The 20834-nt window shown below is 57.9% G+C and carries 23 protein-coding genes; 7 read left to right on the top strand and 16 right to left on the bottom strand.

Features of this window, described 5'->3' with window-relative positions:
- Positions 1 to 23: 23 nt before the first annotated feature.
- The 11 genes from ACRTGH_RS05965 to ACRTGH_RS05915 form a co-directional block, all read right to left on the bottom strand.
- A complete protein-coding gene (locus ACRTGH_RS05965; RefSeq protein ID WP_368847632.1) occupies positions 24 to 1478 on the bottom strand; it encodes a TrkH family potassium uptake protein in 1455 nt (484 codons plus the stop codon).
- Between the two features lie 18 nt (positions 1479 to 1496).
- Positions 1497 to 2348, bottom strand: a complete 852-nt coding sequence (locus tag ACRTGH_RS05960; protein WP_368847631.1) for an MTAP family purine nucleoside phosphorylase — start codon at positions 2346 to 2348, stop codon at positions 1497 to 1499.
- Between the two features lie 176 nt (positions 2349 to 2524).
- Positions 2525 to 3553, bottom strand: coding sequence for a cyclic dehypoxanthinyl futalosine synthase (gene mqnC, locus ACRTGH_RS05955; protein ID WP_368847630.1), 1029 nt, complete (start codon positions 3551 to 3553; stop codon positions 2525 to 2527).
- Positions 3553 to 4653: an aminofutalosine synthase MqnE gene (gene mqnE / locus ACRTGH_RS05950; RefSeq protein ID WP_368847629.1), complete on the bottom strand. Its 1101-nt coding sequence runs from the start codon at positions 4651 to 4653 to the stop codon at positions 3553 to 3555. The genes mqnC and mqnE overlap by 1 nt, the downstream gene beginning before the upstream one ends.
- A gap of 178 nt (positions 4654 to 4831) precedes the next feature.
- Positions 4832 to 5194, bottom strand: a complete 363-nt coding sequence (locus tag ACRTGH_RS05945) for an arsenate reductase family protein (protein ID WP_368847628.1) — start codon at positions 5192 to 5194, stop codon at positions 4832 to 4834.
- A gap of 3 nt (positions 5195 to 5197) precedes the next feature.
- Complete coding sequence (locus ACRTGH_RS05940; RefSeq protein ID WP_368847627.1) at positions 5198 to 5446, bottom strand: DUF3791 domain-containing protein; 249 nt, start codon at positions 5444 to 5446, stop codon at positions 5198 to 5200.
- A gap of 2 nt (positions 5447 to 5448) precedes the next feature.
- A complete protein-coding gene (locus tag ACRTGH_RS05935; RefSeq protein WP_368847626.1) occupies positions 5449 to 5688 on the bottom strand; it encodes a hypothetical protein in 240 nt (79 codons plus the stop codon).
- Positions 5685 to 6140, bottom strand: coding sequence for a DUF3990 domain-containing protein (locus ACRTGH_RS05930; RefSeq protein WP_438474851.1), 456 nt, complete (start codon positions 6138 to 6140; stop codon positions 5685 to 5687). Before ACRTGH_RS05930 ends, ACRTGH_RS05935 begins: the two co-directional genes overlap by 4 nt.
- A 249-nt stretch (positions 6141 to 6389) precedes the next feature.
- Positions 6390 to 6785 (bottom strand): rhodanese-like domain-containing protein, encoded by a 396-nt coding sequence (locus ACRTGH_RS05925; RefSeq protein WP_368847625.1) that lies wholly within the window; start codon positions 6783 to 6785, stop codon positions 6390 to 6392.
- Positions 6786 to 6852: 67 nt separating this feature from the next.
- Positions 6853 to 7071 carry a monoheme cytochrome c gene (locus ACRTGH_RS05920; protein ID WP_368847624.1) on the bottom strand — a complete coding sequence of 73 codons (219 nt, stop codon included), beginning with the start codon at positions 7069 to 7071 and terminating at the stop codon, positions 6853 to 6855.
- Positions 7059 to 7190 carry a hypothetical protein gene (locus tag ACRTGH_RS05915; RefSeq protein WP_368847623.1) on the bottom strand — a complete coding sequence of 44 codons (132 nt, stop codon included), beginning with the start codon at positions 7188 to 7190 and terminating at the stop codon, positions 7059 to 7061. Before ACRTGH_RS05915 ends, ACRTGH_RS05920 begins: the two co-directional genes overlap by 13 nt.
- A 185-nt stretch (positions 7191 to 7375) precedes the next feature.
- Here ACRTGH_RS05915 and ACRTGH_RS05910 point away from each other — a divergent pair, with 185 nt between their 5' ends.
- Complete coding sequence (locus tag ACRTGH_RS05910) at positions 7376 to 7984, top strand: hypothetical protein (protein WP_368847622.1); 609 nt, start codon at positions 7376 to 7378, stop codon at positions 7982 to 7984.
- Between the two features lie 18 nt (positions 7985 to 8002).
- Here ACRTGH_RS05910 and ACRTGH_RS05905 read toward each other — a convergent pair whose 3' ends face one another.
- The 3 genes from ACRTGH_RS05905 to ACRTGH_RS05895 all read right to left on the bottom strand — a co-directional run bounded on the left by ACRTGH_RS05905 (position 8003) and on the right by ACRTGH_RS05895 (position 10724).
- Positions 8003 to 8698, bottom strand: coding sequence for a hypothetical protein (locus tag ACRTGH_RS05905; protein WP_368847621.1), 696 nt, complete (start codon positions 8696 to 8698; stop codon positions 8003 to 8005).
- 62 nt (positions 8699 to 8760) lie between these two features.
- On the bottom strand, positions 8761 to 9141 hold the full coding sequence (locus ACRTGH_RS05900; RefSeq protein WP_368847620.1) for a VOC family protein: 381 nt from the start codon (positions 9139 to 9141) through the stop codon (positions 8761 to 8763).
- A gap of 86 nt (positions 9142 to 9227) precedes the next feature.
- The gene (locus ACRTGH_RS05895; protein ID WP_368847619.1) at positions 9228 to 10724 is read right to left on the bottom strand and encodes a methyl-accepting chemotaxis protein; all 1497 of its coding nucleotides are present in this window, start codon (positions 10722 to 10724) and stop codon (positions 9228 to 9230) included.
- A gap of 455 nt (positions 10725 to 11179) precedes the next feature.
- Between ACRTGH_RS05895 and pflB the strand changes: the two genes are divergently transcribed.
- From pflB to dapF, 6 genes are all read left to right on the top strand, one after another.
- Entirely contained in the window at positions 11180 to 13432 is a 2253-nt protein-coding gene (gene pflB / locus ACRTGH_RS05890) for a formate C-acetyltransferase (protein WP_368847618.1), read from the top strand.
- Positions 13419 to 14189 (top strand): pyruvate formate-lyase-activating protein, encoded by a 771-nt coding sequence (pflA, locus tag ACRTGH_RS05885; protein WP_368847617.1) that lies wholly within the window; start codon positions 13419 to 13421, stop codon positions 14187 to 14189. Before pflB ends, pflA begins: the two co-directional genes overlap by 14 nt.
- Positions 14190 to 14469: 280 nt before the next feature.
- On the top strand, positions 14470 to 14688 hold the full coding sequence (locus ACRTGH_RS05880) for a cation transporter (RefSeq protein WP_368847616.1): 219 nt from the start codon (positions 14470 to 14472) through the stop codon (positions 14686 to 14688).
- 87 nt (positions 14689 to 14775) lie between these two features.
- Entirely contained in the window at positions 14776 to 16659 is a 1884-nt protein-coding gene (locus tag ACRTGH_RS05875) for a heavy metal translocating P-type ATPase (RefSeq protein WP_368847615.1), read from the top strand.
- 192 nt (positions 16660 to 16851) lie between these two features.
- Positions 16852 to 17805 carry a D-2-hydroxyacid dehydrogenase gene (locus tag ACRTGH_RS05870; RefSeq protein ID WP_368847614.1) on the top strand — a complete coding sequence of 318 codons (954 nt, stop codon included), beginning with the start codon at positions 16852 to 16854 and terminating at the stop codon, positions 17803 to 17805.
- Between the two features lie 35 nt (positions 17806 to 17840).
- Entirely contained in the window at positions 17841 to 18683 is an 843-nt protein-coding gene (gene dapF, locus ACRTGH_RS05865; protein ID WP_368847613.1) for a diaminopimelate epimerase, read from the top strand.
- A 199-nt stretch (positions 18684 to 18882) separates the two neighbouring features.
- Here dapF and ACRTGH_RS05860 read toward each other — a convergent pair whose 3' ends face one another.
- Together ACRTGH_RS05860 and ACRTGH_RS05855 are read right to left on the bottom strand one after the other, a co-directional pair.
- A complete protein-coding gene (locus ACRTGH_RS05860; RefSeq protein WP_368847612.1) occupies positions 18883 to 19572 on the bottom strand; it encodes a hypothetical protein in 690 nt (229 codons plus the stop codon).
- A gap of 4 nt (positions 19573 to 19576) precedes the next feature.
- Positions 19577 to 20785 (bottom strand): dicarboxylate/amino acid:cation symporter, encoded by a 1209-nt coding sequence (locus ACRTGH_RS05855; protein ID WP_368847611.1) that lies wholly within the window; start codon positions 20783 to 20785, stop codon positions 19577 to 19579.
- Positions 20786 to 20834 lie beyond the last annotated feature (49 nt).

Below are 20834 nucleotides of genomic sequence, written 5' to 3'. Positions count from 1 at the left end.
CCATACTTTGCACTCACCGCGCGTCACCAATTTCCCTTCGACCGCCAAAACGACGGGTAGAGCATGACGAGCAAGGTGAAGAATTCGAGGCGGCCGAGCAGCATGGCGAAGCAGAGGATGCCTTTCGTGAAGTCGGAAAGACCCGCATAGTTTTCCGTCGCACCCGCGATGCCGAACGCAGGGCCGATGCAGCCGACAGTTGTCACGCTGATGCCGATGGCGTCGAAGGTCTTGATGTTGTCCGCCGTCATGAGCACGGCGAAGAAGGCGATGGTCAGGATGTAGAGAAAAAAGAATACCGCCGTACGATGCAGCACGGCCTCCGAGACGGAACCCCCATTCATGCGCACAGAAATTGCGACGCGCGGGTGGAGCTTTTCCAGCACGATGGCTCGGACCATGCGGAAGAGCAGGATGACGCGCGCGATTTTGAGCCCCGCTGCCGTCGATCCGACACAGCCGCCCATGAGCATGAGGAGGAGGAGGACGCCCTTGGAAAACCCCGGCCAAAGCTCGTAGTTGGCAGATACAAAGCCCGTCGTCGAAAGGGAAGTGACCTGGAACACGGCAAAACGCAGGGAGTCCGGCAAATCATAAAGACCGCTCCGCAGAAGATCGCCCGCAATGAGGAATACGGCGGCGACAACGATGCCGAGATAGGCCTTGAACTCCGAATTGGTCCAAAGGACGCGCGGTCCTTTCAGATAAACGCGGTAATAGAGGCCGAAACTGCCGCCCGCAATGAACATGAAGAGCGACATCCAAAGCTCGACGGCCGGGCTTTGGAAATGCGCCGCGCTCGCGTTGTAGGTGGAGAAGCCGCCCGTGCCGATCGTCGACATCGCATGATTGAGAGCGGCGAGAGGCTCCATGCCGCACAGAAGGAAGATGAAGTATGCCACCGTGGTCAAGACGACATAGATGCGAAAGAGGACGGAGGTCATATTCTTGAGCCGCGGCAGGACGCGTTCCGAGCCTTGCGAGCTCGACTCGGCATTGTACATGGTGATGGCGCTCTGCCCTGTGGCGGGCAGGAGCGCGATGAAGATGACGATGATGCCGAGGCCGCCGAGCCAATGCGTGAGGCTGCGCCAGAGAAGAATGCCCTGCGGCAAGGCCTCGATGTCCGTTATAACGGTTGCTCCCGTCCCCGTAAAGCCCGAAATGCTTTCAAAAACACCGTCGAGGTATCCGAGATAGCCGCCCAAAAGATAGGGCAGCATGCCGAGAAAAGTCGCCAGCATCCAGCCGCCGCCCGTAATGGCGATTCCTTCGCGTATGGAAAGGCGGTCGCCCGGATCGGTTCCATAGCACCTAAGTTTTGTGCCGATTCCGGCGCTCAAGGCCGCCGCGAAAAAAAGAGCCGCCCCCGCGAAATTTTCTCCCCGCCAAAGGGACACGGCAAGCGGCAGAAGAAAGACGAGGCCCTGCGCCTGCGCGATGCGTCCGAGAAAATACGCCACGATTTTTATATCCAAAGGCCTGCCCTTCTTTCCCTAGCCCTTATCCGACGCCTCGTTGTAGACGTCCTTCAGCAGCGTCTCCTTGCGCAGCGCGAGGCACTCGCAATGGCGCTCCTTCGCCGCTGTTTCCCGAATCGTTTCTGCGAGCACCTCGCCGATCATCGGCGCGTCGTCGTAGAAGATCTCCTTCATCGTGCCGTACGACCACTTGGGTCGGATGCCCTCGCCGTAGTTCACGACGTAGTAAAGCCCCGCGTAGCACGCGCCGATCTCACGCGCGAGGTAGACCTCGGGGCAGATGCTCTGCCCGATGATGTCGGCATGACCCTTGAGCATGGCGACCTCGGCGGAGCTTTCAAAGTGGCGTCCGTCGGTGCAGGCGTAGATGCCGCGGTCGAAGATGCGGCCCGAAAAGCGCTTCTTCGTCGCCGCCAGAAGCGCTTCGCGCAGCTCGGGGCAAAGGGCGTCGCGCATGATGAGCAGATATCTGCCGTCGAGCATGACATCCTTGCGGTTCGAGAGGTCGAGGTAGTCGTCGGGAATCAGGAAGTCGCGCGGATCGAGCAAATGATTCGCCGTACCGACGCCGCCCTCGGAGAGGACGCGCACGACGCCGGCCTCGCGGAACACCCAGAAGACCTGACGCGAAGCGTCGGCGCGCGTCACGCCCGAGCGCCAGCCGTGCATGCGGCACGAGAGCGCACGCACCTCGCCGACGGAGAACAGGCGGAACGCGGGGCTCTTGCCGTAGGGCGTGTCGAAGATGAGATTGTCGGCGAGGATCTTGACGTCCTCATCGGGAAGACGCGCGGGAAAATCACTCGAAAGCGTGCCCGAACCGCCGACGATGCCGAACGATGCGGCAGGAATTTCTTGCTGTGCCATTTATTCGCTCCTTTCGCTGAAGGTTTTTCAGGAAGTACTGATAAAATGAAGTCTGCCAGATGGATGCAGATTTTTCGTCCAATCAAGGAGACAAACCGGACGCATAGCAGGGCTATGCAGAGGATTTGCCGACGCTGATGGTGCGGAAAAGATGCCTCAAGGTGGCTGTGCTGAATTTATCCGTACTTCCGTAAAACACGGTACTCCGTATCGCGTTGCGCGGCTTCTCTGCCCGCGCCTTGGATCAGGCGCACCATCTTTCGGATCGACATATCGTAGCGAGTGCCCGCCGCTTTGACGACGTTTTCTTCGAGCATGATGCTGCCTAGGTCGTCCGCGCCGAAGCCCAGCGTCAGCTGCCCGATGCGCTCGCCCTGCGTGACCCACGAGCCTTGGATGTGCGCGATGTTGTCGAGGTAGAGGCGCGTCAGCGCCAGCGTCGTCAGGTAGTCCCACGAACTTGCCTTCTCGCCGCCGAGCTCCGTATGTCCGGGCTGGAACGTCCATGTGATGAAGGCGCGGAAGCCGCCCGTCTCGTCCTGCAGACGGCGGATCTTCTCCATGTGCTCGATGCGGTCCGCCATCGTCTCGCCGAAGCCGATGACCATCGTCGCCGTGCTCTCCATGCCGATCGTGTGCGCCGTCTTCATGATGCGCAGCCAATCGTCCGTCATGATCTTCTTCGGCGCAATCCTCTTGCGGATGCGGTCGACGAGGATCTCCGCACCGCCGCCCGGCAGGCTGTCAAGCCCCGCCGCCTGCAGGCGCTTCAATGTCTCCTCGACGGAAAGTCCCGCCTTCTCTGCGAAGTAGAGGATCTCCGTCGCCGTGAAGGAATGGATCGTCAGCATGGGAAATTCACGCTTCAACAGGCGCAGCATTTCCTCGTAATAGGTAAGCCCCAGCTCCGGATGCAGGCCGCCCTGAATCATCAGCTGCGTGCCGCCCGCCTCGACCGTCTCACGCGCCTTTTCGAGAATTTCCTCGTAGGAGAGCAGGTAGGCGTCCGCCGCCTCCTTCCTGCGGTAGAAGGCGCAGAAGCTGCACTCGTTGCGGCAGATGTTCGTGTAGTTGATATTGCGGTCGACGATGAACGTCGTGCAGTTGCCGAAGCGCGCGCGCCGTACAGCATCGGCCTCACGGCCGAGCGCGATCGGATCTTGTGCGAGTAGAAGAGCCTCGCCCTCCTTTTCCGTCAGGCGCATTACGCTTCCCCCTCTCCGCTCGCCAACGCGTGATAGAACGTGTCGCGCTCCACAGGTTCGTAGCCCGCCTCGCGGATGATGCGGCAGAGCCTTTCGCGCGTGATGCCCGTGCCCGTCTTGGCGCCCGCCGCATGGATGATCTTCTCCTCGCCGATCGTGCCGTCGAGGTCGTCCGCGCCGAAGCCCAGAGCGAGCTGCGCCACGGGCATCGTCAGCATGATCCAGAACGCCTTGATGTGACGGATGTTATCGAGGATGAGGCGCGAGAGCGCCATCATCTTCATGTCCTCCCACGAGCCGACGCGCTCCAGCGCATAGTCCTTCGCAAGCTGCGTATTCGCCGGATGGAACGGGAAAGAAACGAACGCCTGGAAGCCGCCCGTCTCGTCCTGGATGTCGCGCAGCGTGACGAGGTGCTGCAGGCGCTCCTCGATCGTCTCCACATGACCGTAGAGCATCGTCGCGTTCGTGCGTATGCCGAGCGAGTGCGCCGCCTTCATCGTCTCGATCCACTGGGCCGCCGTCGCCTTCTTCGGACAGATGATCGCGCGCACGCGGTCCGCGAGAATCTCCGCGCCGCCGCCCGGAAGCGAAGAAAGCCCCGCCTCCTGCAGAAGCGCGAGCACCTCCTTGACGCTCTTACCCGTCATCTCGGCAAAATGCACGATCTCGACGGGCGTGAACGCCTTGATGTCGGCATCGGGCAGAGCCGCCTTGACCTGGCGCACGATATTGATGTAGTAGTCGAAAGGCTTTGTCGGATGAAGCGCCGAAACGATGTGGATCTCGCCGAGCCGCTTGACCTCCTTCGCCTCAGCAAGAACGCGCGCTACGTCCGCCGCCTCCATCACATAGCCATGGCTGTCCCCGTCCGCCACCTGAAAGGCGCACAAGGGACAGCCCGACGTGCAGATATTCGTCAGATTGATATGACGGTTCACATTAAAAAAAACGCTCCTGCCGCTCGCACGCTCCTTCGCGCGCCGCGCCGCGTCCGCGAGAAAAAGAAGATCGTTTTCCTCATAAAGCGCCAGGGCGTCAGCCAGGCTGAGCCTCTCCCCCTGCTCCGCCTTGCGGCGGGCAGCCTCCAATATCGTCATCGTTCCCGGTTCTCCTCAAATCACATAGTCGCGCGGCGATCCCGCGCACCTTTTCCGCAGCAAATTTCTTCATGCGCAGGCAAAAAGCAGGCCTCGTTTCCCGCATAGCATACTTCGCAGACGCATACCCTCACGCTGCCATCGGATACGCACCGCTCCGAAGCAAAGAATCCGCGATTCAGCAGCCGAGGCGCTCCTGCCACTCCTTTTCCCTGAAGCCAACAAGAACAAAATCCCCGCCGATGAAGAGGGGGCGCTTGACGAGCATGCCGTCAGAAGCCAGAAGCCCGTACTGCTCCTCCTCACTCATCGCGGGAAGCTTGTCCTTGAGCTGCAGTTCCTTGTACTTGAGGCCGCTGGTATTAAAAAAGCGTTTCAGCGGCAAACCGCTGCGCTCATGCCAGGCGCGCAGTTCATCCGCATCCGGCTTGTCCTCCTTGATATCACGCACCTCCACTTTGACGCCATGTTCTTCCAGCCAGCGCTGCGCTTTCCGGCACGTACTGCAGCGCGGGTAGCAAAGGAAAAGATTTTCCTTCATCCATCACACATCCTTCCAAAGGTTCGAACCGCTCAATCCTTCACCACTTCGCCGGGCCAGTCCGCTGATGTAGTCGTCAATATCCTGCACGATGCAAGAATCCCCCATCGTATGCAGGGATTCAAAATACTTCATAATATAACCATAAACGTCATATTTGTCAAAAACTTTTGCGGCTTCTGCACCCGAGAGTCCCTTGAAATAGCGATACCGCTCCATACAATAAATCAAAAACTCTGTTTCTCTTCCCATCCTCACGCCCCCTCGGGGTAATCGTAGGCGCCGGTCAAAAGTTCATCCTGATACATCGTGTAGAGTGTCAAGGGGCTGTAATGCCAAAGTTTCAGCCTTTCATCCGAAAGTTCCTCATAGAGTCTGGACTTATAAAAGCAGGAAATCGCCTCCCTTTCGTCAATATTGCTGTTTTCTATAATTCGTTCAATAATGGGCGGCACAAGGATGGCCAGCATTGCACTGAACTGCTCCTCGTTCATACAAGCTCCCTCCCCTCAAAATGCAGATGCTGCAGGGATTTTTCTGTCGCAAAGACCAACTGGTTAAACAATCTTCTAATTCTCAGGGCAGTCAATGCCTGCTCTTTATCCAGCACCCCCGTCATGTAAAGCGCAATGACACGATATACATCGTCGTTTGCCACCGGTCCATAAATCAGATCATATTGCCTGCCGCGATAGGCGCCTTGACGGTTCGCTGTAACAAAATCAAGCCACGCCTCATCCGGACGTTCAAAGCGAAGCAGCCTGCATTGTCGAAAAGCCTCCACTTCATCCACGAAATATATATTCAGGATTGCTTCCCCTGCTTTACGTCTGTCCGCAACCTTGCCGGCGAAATTTACAGCCTGCGCCCGATTCGTTGTGGCATAAAAGCCAAATCCAAAGTCCAGGGAAACGCTGATAAAATGAAGTTGCCCAGATTTGCACAGATACGCTGTTCCTGTCTAGGAGACAAACCGTAGGCGTAGCAGTGGCTACGTCGAGGATTTGTCGACGACGAGAGGACAGTGTAGATGTGTGAAGATGGGTAGCTGAATTTATCAGTGGTTCCCCAGATACCGATTCTGTTTGATAAGCCGCGGATGCTCTACCGTCGCATTGCTTCCATGGTACAAAACCATGACAAGCGCCTCCTGTCCCGGTACTTCTCACCTTCACTCCATATCACAATCAACCGCTCAGTCCTTCACCACTTCGCCGGGCCAGTCCACAATGCCGCCAAAGTCGACGATGTTTCCATATCCCATGGCAGCGAGCTTCTGCGCCGCATCGTGGCTGCGCTTGCCGCTGCGGCAGTAGACGAGGATCAGCTGATTCTTGTCCTTAAGCTCTGCAGGCGGAGTCTTGTCGATGCTCTCATTCGGGATGTTAATCGCCTTCGGAATATGTCCCGTAGCGTATTCGCCCTTCGTCCGCACATCGACGATGACATAGTCCTTCTCCGACGCCATCATCTTCTGCGCCTCAGCCGCCGATACCTGCCGCGGCGCCCCCGCCGCCTGTCCATCGCCTCCGCAGCCGCCCGCCAAAAGCGCCAACGCCGCCAACACAGTTAAAACAACAAGCCTCTTCATCCAACACGACCTCCCTATCCTTCAAGCTGCCGGCAATCCCGGCATCCGACCTCACTTTTTTTCCTCATCAAATCACATACCCATGCGGCGCGGCAATCTCACGCACCCGCTCTGCCGGCAGCTTCGTCACGCGCATGATGAAATCAAGCGGCATGTTTTCATTGAGCAGAGACAGCACCATATCCTTCACACTCTCTTTCTTGCCCTGTTCCATGCCTTGAGCCACGCCCTGCGCTACGCCGGCCTCTACGCCATCCCTGTAGATCCCTTCACTCAAATTGCACATTTCCGCCACTCCTTCTGAAATTCCTCGACGCATTCCTTGAGGATATTGGCCAAAACAGCAAGCACATTCTTGCAGACGGCGTCGTATGCCCGCTTCCGCTCTTCCAGGGATTGCCTCATCGACTCGCCCCTTTTCCACCTCATTCTAGCCTTCATTATATCACATATAGCGAAACGACAGGAAATCAAAACATCCTTTTGACAGCAGTCACATTCATGTATAATATGAATATATACGATGTGTTAGAGAGAACACGATTGAGCAGTTCCTTACTGCCCACAGCATCCACCAAGGAGGCATCATCATGAAAAGTTTTTTTGCCACGAAACCCCAAGAACTCAAGCCTGAAGGGCGCAGAGCGATTGGCAATGTTTCTGTAAAGGCGGCGCACGATGTGTACAAGCAGAACGTTTGTCCGCTTAGTTTTTACACATTTTTTACTGCCGCAGCTTTTGCACTGCTTTTCCTCGCGCAGTTTTCCACGGCTTCCGCATCTTTGCAGTATCTCGACAACAACCCCAATTATCCCGTTTCGTATTACCACGCCAATTACCGTGAATACGTGGATTTGACTTCCTGCACCTTCAGCGCGGAGGACGAGAATTACTATACGTATGCGACCGGCTACATCGCTTACGTCCGGGATCCCGACGGCGATTCGCGCGTGTATAGGCTGCGCCAATTCCGTCAGGCGAAAAACGGCGGTGAAAATCCCCAATTTTATTCCAACGGTGGGAAGTGGGTCTCCATCCCCGCCTTCGATCATGGAGAAATATCCCGCTACATAAAGAGCCACGGCTATATGGGGTATATCGACGACTACCATCCTTACGCCTACTACATGTTCAAGATTGTCTACAAGCAGACGCGCGGCGTGGATTATCCCGACAATCTGAACGGGGACACCCCTTGATCGCCTTTTATACGGCGATTATTTCTCGGAGTTCTCGCTGAGTTTAGCAGAGGACAGCAGATAATGCGCGTGGTTGACGATGTTTTTGTCGTTCGGGTCGTAATTCAGCTGGATGAACCAGTCTCCCTTTTTCGAATCGATGACCAGGACATCGACAACGGTGTCCGACTCCTCGAGCTCCGCCCGCATGGTAAGGTGCCATGCGGGCGGAGCTTTCGCTGCTCTCGATTCGCTGTTGAGGATCTTCAGGTTCTTGATCCTGGGATTGTTTCGATACGAGTTGATAAAACCATCTACCATCTCTTTGAGGCTCTGCTCGACAGGACGCTGTGGCTCTGCGCCGGGAGGGAAGTGAAGGATGAGCGCCGTCATCTGCAAGGGAGCGCCTGCATTCAAAAAATTCGTGTTGATAAACATCGTGGCTCCGTTGCCAAGCCCATAGGCGACGAACGGCTCACTGAAGGGCGGCAGTTCCAGGGTGAGCTGTTCATCGTGGGTGCGCAGGGTGACGGGCTCAACTTCGAGCATCGACTCCGGTGTGACGGTTTCTCCTTCAGAAAGATCGGATAGCTTCACCGGCATTTTGATAATCGCTGAATGAACCTTTTGCTCGCCCGCCTCGGCATGTTCGGCCTCCTCCGCCGAAGCGGCGCCGCCCATGAAAAGCAGCAAGGCGCAGATGAGGAGCGGCGCACCGCATTTGGGAATAAACATCGGATTTCCTCCTTGCTCAAACGTCTCAGATAAATGCTCTCTTCAATAATACTTCCGCCGGGTCATTTCTGATAGACGCACAGTTCCACAAGATTGCCGTCGGGATCACGCAGATAAATGCTGTCGATGGGGCCAAGCGCTCCTGTCCGTTTTACGATGCCGAGCTCGATCGGCTGGCCCTTCGCTTTCATCTCGGCTGCGATTTCCTCAATGCTGCCTTCGACAACGAGGCAGATGTCGATGCTTCCCTCGGTCGGATTCTCTGCGGCCGGCTGGAACTCGCCCTTTCGCGTGTGGATGTTGAATTTCTGCGCACCGAAGAGGAGCGCGTGCCGGCCGTTCTTTTCCTGATGCTCCATACCGAGCAGGCCGGCGTAAAAGGTCAGACATTTTTCCAGATTCCCTGTCGTAAGTACGACATGGTCTATGCTCTTGATTTTCATAGGAAAATCCCCCCTGTAAGCCAGTATATCAGCTTTCAGGGGGGATTGCACGTCTTGACGGAATTTCCCCGGATCGTCGGGGAGCATCAGATCTTCTTTGTGATTTCCTCGATGCTGCCCGACATCGCTTTGGCTTCTTCCACAGAAGCGGTGATCTCTTTCATATTGGTCGCCTGGTTCTCGATGAGCAGGTTGATGCTTGCGATTTTTTCCATGATATTATTGGCGGATTTCTCCATCGTGGCGAGGGCGTCGACGATCTTGCCGACGGCTTCCTGGCTGCTGTCGGCAAGCTTCCTGACTTCTTCCGCCACAACGGAAAAGCCGCGCCCGGCATCGCCTGCGCGCGCCGCTTCGATGGAGGCGTTGAGCGCGAGAAGGTTTGTCTGTTTCGAGATGTTCATGATGAGCTCGGTCAGTTTGAGCGTATTTTCCGTCCGCTCTTTCGTATCCTCGGCGGCCTTCGTGATCTCCTCCTGCACGGTGGAGATTTCCTCCGTGCGCTCCGACGTCTCGTTCACGCTGTGCGTGATTTCGTCAATCGATTTGTAGAGGCCGTCGAGCATGGAGCCGAATTCCTTGTAGAACTGCTCCTTGCCCGTCTTCTGCAGCGTGATGTCCTCGATGGCGCCGGCAACGAGCACCGGCGTGCCGTCCGGCTTCCGGATCGTCTTGCCCACGGCATGGAACCAGAGATATTCCCCGGCCTTCGTCTTGAGCCTGTACTCCAGATCGAACGGTGTCCTGCCGCTGTAGTCCATGATGTGATCCTGGAAGGCTTTCAAGGTGCGCGCCTTATCCTCTTCGTGCAGGCGGTCCGCCCATGAGTTCAAGCGATTCGGAAAGTCCGTCGTATCGTGGAAGCCCAGAAGATGACGGAAGCGATCCGACCACCAGAACTCGTTGTTCGGGTTCGTCGGGTCGTCGCCGACGACGCGCATGTTCCAGGAGCCTTCCGACAGGATGCTGTCGATGGCTTCGTAACGCTTCAATGTATAGTCGAGATATTCCTTGTTCTTCATTTCCTCATCGACGTCGACAAAGACGCCGATGATTTCCACCGGATGGCCGCTCCTGTCGCGGATCACGTTGCCCGAAGCATGGAACCATTTATAGCTTCCGTCGTGTACCTTCATGCGGTAGTTCACATCGTAGGGCGTGCTGCCGCTCAGATCCTTGACGCACTGCGTGAAAGCCGTGAGCGTACCGTCCGCGTCCTCGGGATGAAGGCGCGAGCTCCATGCCTCGACCGTATTGGGAAAATCCGCTTCGCTGTGAAAGCCGATCATCCTGCGGAATTCATCGGACCAGATTGCATAGGCAATGCTGAAATCCGCGTTGATCTTCATGTACCATACGCCGGAATGGACAGCCGCATTGATCGTGCGAATACGGAATTTCTGGTACTCGATCTCCTCGTTGACGCTTTCAAGCAGGGGATTGAGTTCCGCTGCGAAGGGCTCACCGCCCGAAAGTTTCGTGAAAAATGCATTCTTCTCGTGATTGTCCACAATCCTCCGGACAACCCCGGCCAAAGCCTGCGCTTCATTCGGCGCAGCAAGCGCCTTTTTCATGCCAAACATTTACAACCTCCTCCATATATTGGCAGTTTTCTATCCATACAGATAATATATCCACTTTTAGTCCCATTGTCAACTGTTTTTCGGGAAAATATCGCCAGAGCCCCTATCTTTTTCCCCATAAAAAGCATGCGTCCCGCTTTGAAGGCGTGAAAGAACGGAAAATTCCCCTCTCTGTCCCGAAAGAAAAAGCCGCTGTTATATCAATTTTATTTATACTAAAATAATAAATCATAAAACCTGCTTGCTGGAAACATGAATCTTCTCCCTTTTTCCCATAAGGTATATTTATACATACATGTATAAAATGTTATTTGCAGAATTGTTTTCTTTTTAGTATGATGGAACGAGAATATCTACTAGGTCTATGGGCGCAGCTTCGCGCCGTCATCTGCCGCCAGCCGCAGCAAATGACGGCGCCTGCATAGGGAGCGTCCTATCCGACGGGAGGTTTTACAATGACCAAGGAAGAGTGGCAGGGATTTAACGGCGGTCTTTGGCAGGAGGAGGTCAATGTCCGCGACTTCGTGCAGAGAAACTATACCCCCTACGACGGGGAGGAAGATTTTCTCAAAGGCCCGACGGAAGCGACGAGCCGTCTCTGGGAGAAGCTGCAGGAGCTGCAGCGCGAGGAGCGCCGCAAAGGCGGTGTCCTCGACATGGATACGGACATCGTCGCCGGCCTCACCTCACATGGTCCCGGCTATATTGCGGCCGAGCTCAAGTCCCTTGAGAAAATCGTCGGCCTGCAGACCGACAAGCCTCTGAAGCGCGCCTTCATGCCCTACGGCGGCATCAAGATGGCGGAAGAGGCGTGCCAAAACTACGGCTATGAACCGAGCGCACGCCTGCACGAGATCTTCACGAAGTACCACAAGACGCACAACCAGGCCGTCTTTGACGCCTACACGCCCGAGATCCGCCGCGCGCGCCGCAGCCATATCATCACGGGACTGCCCGATACCTACGGACGCGGGCGCATCGTCGGCGACTACCGCCGCGTCGCGCTTTACGGCATTGACCAGCTCATCGCCTGGAAGGAAGCGGACCGCGCCGAGGTCGGTTCGGACGGCGTGATGTTCGATGACGTCATCCGTCTCCGGGAAGAGCTGGCCGAGCAGATCCGCGCCCTGAAGGGCATGAAGGAGATGGCCGCTCTCTACGGCTTCGACATCTCAGGGCCGGCCAAAACGGCGCAGGAGGCCGTGCAGTGGCTCTACTTCGGCTACCTCGCCGCCATCAAGACCCAGAACGGCGCGGCCATGAGCGTCGGCCGCATCTCCACCTTCCTCGACATCTATATCGAACGCGACCTTCAGGCAGGCCGTCTCAGCGAGGAAGCGGCACAGGAGCTCATCGACCACCTCGTCATGAAGTTCCGCATGGTCAAGTTCGCGCGCATCACGAGTTACAACGAGCTCTTCTCCGGCGACCCGGTCTGGGCGACGCTCGAAGTTGCCGGTATCGGCATGGACGGGCGCCACATGGTCACGAAAAACGACTTCCGCTTCCTGCACACGCTCGAAAACATGGGGCCTGCGCCCGAGCCGAACCTCACGGTTCTCTATTCGGCGGCGCTTCCCGAGGCATTCAAACGCTACGCCGCAAAAATCTCCATTGACACGAGTTCCATCCAGTACGAAAACGACGACGTGATGAAGCCCGAATGGGGCGACGACTATTCCATCTGCTGCTGCGTCTCCGCAACGCAGACGGGCAAGGAAATGCAGTTCTTCGGTGCGCGCGCCAACCTCGCGAAGTGCCTGCTCTACGCCATCAACGGCGGCGTCGACGAAAAATCAGGCGACCAGGTAGCGCCGCCCTATGCTCCCGTCGTCACGGAATTCCTCGAATACAACGACGTTCTTGATAAATTCAGCCGCATGATGGACTGGCTCGCCTCCATCTATGTGAACTCGCTGAACCTCATCCAGTACATGCATGACAAATACTACTACGAGGCCGCCGAGATGGCGCTGATCGACACGGATGTGCGCCGCACCTTCGCCACGGGCATTGCAGGCTTCTCGCATGTCGTCGACTCCCTCTCCGCCATCAAATACGCAAAAGTGCGCCCCATCTATAATGAGCGCCGCTTCATCGTCGACTATGAGGTCAAGGGCGATTTCCCGCGCTACGGCAACGATGACGACCGCGCCGACGACATCGCGCGCTGGCTCCTCAAGACCTTCCTCGAAAAGCTGCGCGCGCGCCACACCTACCGCAACTCCGAGCCGACGACCTCGATCCTCACCATCACCTCCAATGTCGTCTACGGCAAGTACACGGGAGCCATGCCCGACGGGCGCAAGGCATGGACGCCGCTCGCACCGGGCGCGAACCCGAGTTACGGTGCGGAAAAGGAAGGACTTCTCGCTTCCTTGAACTCCGTCGCCAAGCTTCCCTATGAATGGGCGCTCGACGGCATTTCCAACACGCAGAGCATGACGCCCGAATCGCTCGGCCATACGGAAGAAGAGCGCATCGACCAGCTCGTCCGCGTACTCGACGGCTACTTCACACAGGGTGCGCATCACCTGAACGTCAACGTCTTCGGACGCGAAAAGCTGCTCGATGCCGTCGACCATCCCGAAAAGGAAGAGTATCAAAACTTCACCATCCGCGTCTCCGGCTACGCCGTGAAATTCATCAGCCTCACGCACGAGCAGCAGCTCGACGTCATCGCGCGTACCTTCCATGAACGGATGTAAGCTCCCGCATCTCGGGCGCATCAGCTCTGTCGAGAGCTTCGGCTCCGTGGACGGCCCCGGCATCCGTTACATCATCTTCCTCGCCGGCTGCCGTCTGCGCTGCCTTTACTGCCACAATCCTGAGACATGGGGTGTGCAGGGGGGAGAAGAAAAAAGCGCTGCCGCGGTGCTTGCCGCCGCGCTGCGCTTCCGTCCCTATTGGAAGGGCGGCGGCGGTGTCACCGTATCGGGCGGCGAGCCGCTCCTGCAGGCAGCCTTCGTCGCCGAGCTCTTCCGCCTCGCCCAAGAGGAGGGCGTATCCACCTGCCTTGACACCGCAGGCGAACCCTTCAAGCGCGGCGGGCCAAACTTCGCCGCCGTCATGCGCGCGGTCAGCCGGAGCGATCTCGTGCTTCTCGACATCAAGCATATAGATGAAGGAAAACACAAGAAGCTCACAGGAACGACGAATCAAAATATTCTCGACTTCGCCCGGTATCTTGCCGAGCAAGGGAAACCGGTCTGGCTGCGCCATGTGCTCGTTCCCGGCTATACGGACGACGCCGTTTCCCTCAATCGCCTCTCCCGCTTCGCTGCCGGCCTCGGCAACGTCGAACGCTTCGAGGTCCTGCCCTACCACGGCATGGCCAAAGCGAAGTACGAAAGCCTTCAGATCCCTTACCCCCTGTCCCATGTCGCCGAACCGGACAAGGAGGCCATCCGGCGCGCCGAGGAAATCCTGCGCGTCGCCGACTATCAAGGCTACAAAAAGAAATAAGCCGATACTGCACATCCCTTGGAAAAATAGCAGGAAACCGCCCCTTCCGTCCCCGATAAAGTTTTCGCACAGCCGAAAGCCGTCCGGGAGGAAAGGGGCGGCTTTGTTTTCACGGAATAAAGCCGAACGCACATCTGTCAACAGGCTTCTGCCATGCGGCAAAAAATATTCCTGCATCTTTGCAAAATCCCCCTTGACAAGTTCTGTCCAAGGGGATATAATAAGGTCAACAATTAAACAATTACTTAATCAATTATCCAACAATCAAGGAGGAACCAATATGAAAAAGAGCTACAAGATCGAAGTCGATTGCGCGAACTGCGCACAGATGATGGAGGATGCCGCGAAGAAGGTCGAGGGCGTGAAGGATGCCACGGTCAACTTCATGGCGCTCAAGATGAAGGTCGAGTTCGCCGAGGGCAGCGAGCCGGGCGAAGTCATGCCGCGCGTCCTCACCGCCTGCCGCAAGGTCGAGAGCGACTGCAATATCGAGTTTTAAGAACGGACGAGGAGCGCCGCCGAGGCGTTCCTCCTTTTCCCATCGCAGAAGAAGAGCTGCCGCAACGGCAGGAAGGCAGGTGTCCTCATGAACCAAAAACAAAAAAGAAATCTCATCCGCATCCTGCTGGCAGCAGCAATGATGATTGTCTTCAGCCAACTTCCCATCAGCGGGATCACGCGTTTCTTTCTCTATCTCGTGCCGTACCTCATCATCGGCTACGATATCCTGCTGAAAGCCGCCAAAGGCGTATGGAACCGCAGGCCGCTGGATGAAAACCTCCTGATGTCGATCGCAACGATCGGCGCCATGATCCTCGCCGTCTGCGAGGATGGCGACTACACCGAAGGCATCGCCGTCATGCTCTTCTACCAGGTCGGCGAATGGTTTCAAAGCTATGCCGTCGGGCGCAGCCGCAAGAACATCGGCGAGCTCATGGATATCCGCCCCGACTATGCAAATGTCGAAAACGACGGCCGCCTCGAACGCGTCGACCCCGACGAGGTGGAAATCGGCACGGTCATCGTCGTGCAGCCGGGAGAAAAAATCCCCATCGACGGCATCATCCTCGAAGGAAACTCCACCCTCAACACGAGCGCCCTGACGGGTGAGAGCCTGCCGCGCGACGTAGAGGAAGGACACAGCGTCATCAGCGGCTGCATCAACCTCACAGGCGTTCTAAAAATCCGCACGACAAAGGAATTTGACGAATCGACGGCCTCGAAAATCCTCGAGCTTGTCGAAGATGCCAGCTCGCGCAAATCGCGCTCGGAGACCTTCATCGCGAAATTTGCGCGCGTCTACACGCCGATCGTCGTCGCCGCCGCCGTCCTCCTCGCCCTCGTGCCGCCGCTCGTGCGTCTTGCCGCGCTCGGCCTCGATCCCGCTTGGGATACATGGATCTACCGCGCCCTGATCTTCCTCGTCATGAGCTGCCCCTGCGCGCTCGTCGTCAGCGTTCCCCTGAGCTTTTTCGCCGGCATCGGCGGCGCAAGCCGCGAAGGCGTGCTGGTCAAGGGAGCGAACTACCTCGAGATGCTCGCCGAGGTCGGCACAGTCGTCTTCGATAAGACGGGCACCCTGACGCGCGGCGTATTCGAAGTCAACGCCGTGCATCACGGCACGATGAAGGACAAGCGCCTTTTAGAGCTGGCGGCTCTCGCCGAAAGCGCCTCTTCGCACCCCATCAGCCGCAGCCTCCAAGAGGCATACGGCAAGGAGATCGACCGCTCGCGCGTCACGGACATCGAAGAAATCAGCGGTTTCGGCGTCACCGCCAAAGTGGACGGCGTCGCCGTCGCTGCCGGCAACGGCAAACTCATGGAGCGCCTCGGCATCGAATACCGACCGTGTCACCATCCGGGCACGATCGTGCAGATGGCGGTGGACGGCGCATACGCAGGCCACATCGTCATCTCGGATATCCTGAAGCCTACGGCCAAGGCCGCCATCGAAGGCCTGCACCAAGCCGGCGTCAAGAAGACGGTCATGCTGACAGGCGATGCGCGTACCGTCGCCGAAAAAGTCGCCGCCGAACTCGGCCTTGACGAAGCGAAGAGCGAGCTGCTGCCCGCCGACAAAGTGAGGGAAGTCGAGCGGCTTCTCGCGGACAAGCCGGCAAAGGAAAAACTCGCCTTCGTCGGCGACGGCATCAACGACGCGCCCGTCCTGAGCCGTGCCGATATCGGCATCGCGATGGGCGCGATGGGCTCCGATGCCGCCATCGAGGCCGCCGACGTCGTCCTCATGGACGACGATCCCCTGAAGCTGCCGAAAGCCATCCGCATAGCGCGAAAATGCATGGCCATCGTACACCAGAACATCGTCTTTGCCATCGGCATAAAACTCATCTGCCTCGTGCTCGGCGCCATCGGCATTGCCAACATGTGGTTCGCCATCTTCGCCGATGTCGGCGTCATGATCCTCGCCGTGCTGAACGCCCTGCGCGCCCTCTTCGTACGAAAAATCTAAACCGACAAAGCTTTCCCGGGGAATGCATCGCCCGGCAGAAATGCATCCCCGCCATAGACAAAGGCATCCGGCCGCCCGACTCTGCTCAGGCGGCCGGATGTTTTTCCAGGACCCCGCCTTCCGAAGCTTGCACCCTATGATATAATGAAAAGGAATGTAGCAGTGATTCTTAGAGCTTCCAAGGAGGCAGTCATGAAAATCCTCGTTGTCATGGAAACAAAAGAGCGCCATAGGGAATGGCTTCAAAAGAATGCGGCGGACGCAGAACTCCATTTCATACGCAGCAAAAATGTCACGGAATCGGATGTCGCCGACGCCGATGCCGTCATCGGCAATCTGCCCTGCCGGCTCCTGCCAGCAGCCAAAAAACTGCGCTGGCTCCAGCTCAACAGCGCCGGCGCCGACGCCTACTGCCAGGACAGTATCCTGCGCGAAGACGTGCTGCTGACGAACGCGACCGGCGCCTACGGGCTTGCCCTGTCCGAGCACCTGCTCGCCCAGCTCCTCGCCATGATGAAAAAACTCTACCCCTACTACGACAACCAGAAAAAAGGTCTCTGGCACGATGAGGGGGAGGTCACTTCCATCGAGGATTCCAGAGTCCTGATCCTCGGCATCGGCGATATCGGGCGAGCCTTCGCGCGCCGCGTGAAAGCCCTCGGCGCCCATGTCACCGGCGTGCGCCGCCGTGAAGGCGCAAAGCCCTTCGGCGTCGACGAGATCGGCAAGATGGACGACCTCCACGAACTGTTAGGAGCCGCGGACATCGTCGTTTCCACACTGCCCGCCACCGCCGCGACGACAGGCCTTTTCGACAAGACTTGCTTCGCCGCCATGAAGAAAGGCGCCTACTTCCTCAACATCGGGCGCGGCACCGCCGTCGTCACGGCCGACCTCATCGAGGCGATGCAGAGCGGCCGTCTTGCGGGCGCAGCGCTTGACGTGACGGATCCCGAACCCCTGCCGCCCGACCATCCGCTCTGGCACACGCCGAATGTCTACATCACACCGCATATCTCGGGCGACTACCATCTGCCCGCAACGCAGGACAAGATCATCCAGATCGCGGCCAGAAACCTCGCGGCCTTTTTGCGCGGCGAACCGCTCGAAAACCTCGTCGACCGCCAGACGGGCTACAAGAAATGAGGAGGCAAGATGGACAGTCTGCACCGAAGGCTGAAATGGCGTTTTCATTCACAAAATGGCAGGGCTGCGGCAATGATTTCGTGCTCGTGAACTGCTTTGAGGAGGAGCTCGCGGGACGGGATCTGCCCGCTCTCGCCCGAACGGTATGCGACCGTCACTACGGCATCGGCGCCGACGGCCTGATCCTCGTCCTGCCGTCGGACACAGCCGATTTCCGGATGCAGATCCTCAATGCGGACGGCAGCGAAGCCGAAATGTGCGGCAACGGCATCCGCTGCTTCGCCGGCGTCGTCCACACCGAAAACCTCACACGCAAGGAAGAATTTACGGTCGAGACAGGCGCCGGCATCCTTGTGCCGCGCCTCATCTTCCAAAACGGCACGCTCGACGGCGTGCGCGTCGACATGGGCGAGCCCATCCTGGAAGGCGAGCGCATCCCCGTCACAGGCTTCGGCCGCGCACCCGTCATCGAGCAGCCCATAGAAGCCGTTGGCGCACAATTCTCCATGACCTGCGTTTCCATGGGCAACCCGCACTGCGTCATCTTCGTCGACGATGCCGAGGCCGTCCCCATCTTCGAGCTTGGCCCCGTGCTTGAGCACCACGCCTGCTTTCCCCGCAAGACGAACGTCGAATTCGCTGAAATCAAGGACAGCGCCCATATCCGCATGCGCGTCTGGGAACGCGGCGCCGCTGTGACGCTTGCCTGCGGCACAGGCTCATGCGCCACCCTCGTCGCCGCCGCCCTCACGAACCGCACGGGCCGGAAAGCCGAAGTCGAACTGGACGGCGGCAAGCTCCAAATCGAATGGGCTGCCGACAACCATCTCTATATGACTGGCCCTGCCCAGAAGGTATTCAGCGGCATATACGCATAGCCATGCCGCCCCCTTGCACAAGCGGCAGAATCACAGACGAAAGCCCTCCCGTTCCCCCTGCAGCCAGACTTCGCCTGAGCGAAATCTTGGCCGACGGGGGAACGGGAGGGCTTCTTTCTGCCTGTCCCAAAGGATTCTTTCACCCACGGGCAGCACAGCATGTCTCTCTGCGTTTCGATGCAATCCTCTCTTGGACGCCCTATTTCTCAGCCTTATCCAGCCATTTTGCGAGCGGGAATAGGCTTTCCTTGAAAGCAGCCTTCTCCAAGACCCGGTTGAGCTCAAAGAGGGCGAGAATCCTCGCCGTGCCGCTCTTGGTATACTCGCCATTGTAACTGCGCGAAGCGGGAATATCGACGACAAGGCCGCGCGCCTTGTCGTAGCCCACAAGCCGCAGGGCGGCATAGCTGTGCAGGATCTGTTCATCCCTCCAGTTGATATAGGTGCGCTCATCATAGGAGGTCACAACGAGACCGACGATATAATCCGCGCCGGTCGCATCAGCAGCCTCCAATATGCGGTCCGCCAGAGAATCCTTGCCTCTGTAGATGATGTCGGCAGCCCTGCTCATCTCCTCCGCATCCGCATACGTCACGGCCTGCAGAGTTTCGTTGAGCGGCACATGGAATTCTTTCGCCAAGCGGCCCTTCATTTCCTCAGCCACGCTGTCCGGCACGGAAGAGACGAGAAGCGGCAGCAGGATGACGACATGGCGCTGCGCCTGTCGTTCCTGCGGCGGCCTTTCCTTCTTCGCCTCGACCGTCCCGGCCTCGCGGGCAGAAGGCTCCGAGACCGCAGCATTCATCGGCGCGGCCAGGGACGTCCCGGCAGCAAAGAGCAAAAGAAGCGCCGCGAGAAGAGCCTGCCGCATGAAAGTCTTCCCTTTCATCTCCTTACCCCTGGGAGGACGAATGTTCGCCTTCGGAAGAAGCGACGACGACAGCGACGGCGCCGTCGCCCGTGACATTGAGGCAAGTGCGGATCATGTCGAGGATGCGGTCGATGCCCGCGACAAGCGCCAGACCCTCGACCGGCAGCTGTGCTGCCTGCAGAACCATCGCCAGCATGATCAGGCCCGCGCCCGGAACGCCCGCCGTGCCGATGGAGGCCAACGTACCCGTCAGGACGATCATCGCCATCTGCTGGAACGTGAGGTCGATGCCGAAGACGTTCGCGATGAAGAGCGAGCAGACGCCCATGTAAAGCGCCGTGCCGTCCATGTTGATCGTCGCGCCCAGCGGCAACACGAAGGAAGAAATCTTGCGCGATACGCCGAGCTTCTCCTCGCAGTTCTTCATGTTGACCGGCAGCGTGCCCGAGCTCGAGCAAGTCGTAAAGGCGAGCATCATCGCCTCCGACATGCCGCGGAAGAACTTCAGCGGGCTCATCTTGCCAAAGACGGAAGCCATCGTCGAGTAGACGAGAACAGCATGGATGATGCTGCCGATGAAGGAACAAAGGATAACCGTCAGAAGGGGCAGCAGCACCTTCGGCCCGTTCTTCGCCACGACGGGCAGGAGAAGCGCAAAGACGCCGAAGGGCGCAAACGCCATGATCATGCCGATCGCCTTGTAGCAGACTTCAGCACAGGCGTCGAAGAAGCCGATGAGCTGGTTGCCGCGCTCACCGCCCACCTGCGTGATCGACACGCCGATGAAGATGGCGAAGATGATGACCGGCAGGATATCGCCCTTCGACATAGAAGCGACGGGATTTGTCGGCACCATGTTGACGAAGACCTGCATGATGGACGGTGCTTCCTTGACCTCAGGCGCCGTGCCGCTCATCTCCAGACCGACGCCCGGATGAATCACGCCCGCCACGGCAAAGCCGATGACGATGGCGATGGCCGTCGTGCAGAGATAGATGCCCACCGTCTTGGCGCTGATGCGCCCGAGCGTTTTGGTGTCGCCAAGGCTCGTGACGCCGACGATGAGCGACGAAAAGACGACGGGAACAATCATCATCTTGATGAGATTGATGAAGATCGTACCGATCGGTGCAATCCACCAGTTGATGAAGCCGATGTACTCGTCGCCCAGAACGAGGCCAACAACGACGGCCAGTATGAGGGCAATAAAGATACGGACAGAAAGATTCATAATACACACTCCCTTTCATAAAGATAAATATATATAATGTACAAACGTC

This window comes from Selenomonas oralis, assembly GCF_051603425.1.
In the GTDB taxonomy this organism is placed as follows: domain Bacteria; phylum Bacillota; class Negativicutes; order Selenomonadales; family Selenomonadaceae; genus Selenomonas; species Selenomonas sputigena_A.
Note: the sequence above shows the minus strand (reverse complement) of the source record. Positions and strands in the feature narration are given on the sequence as shown.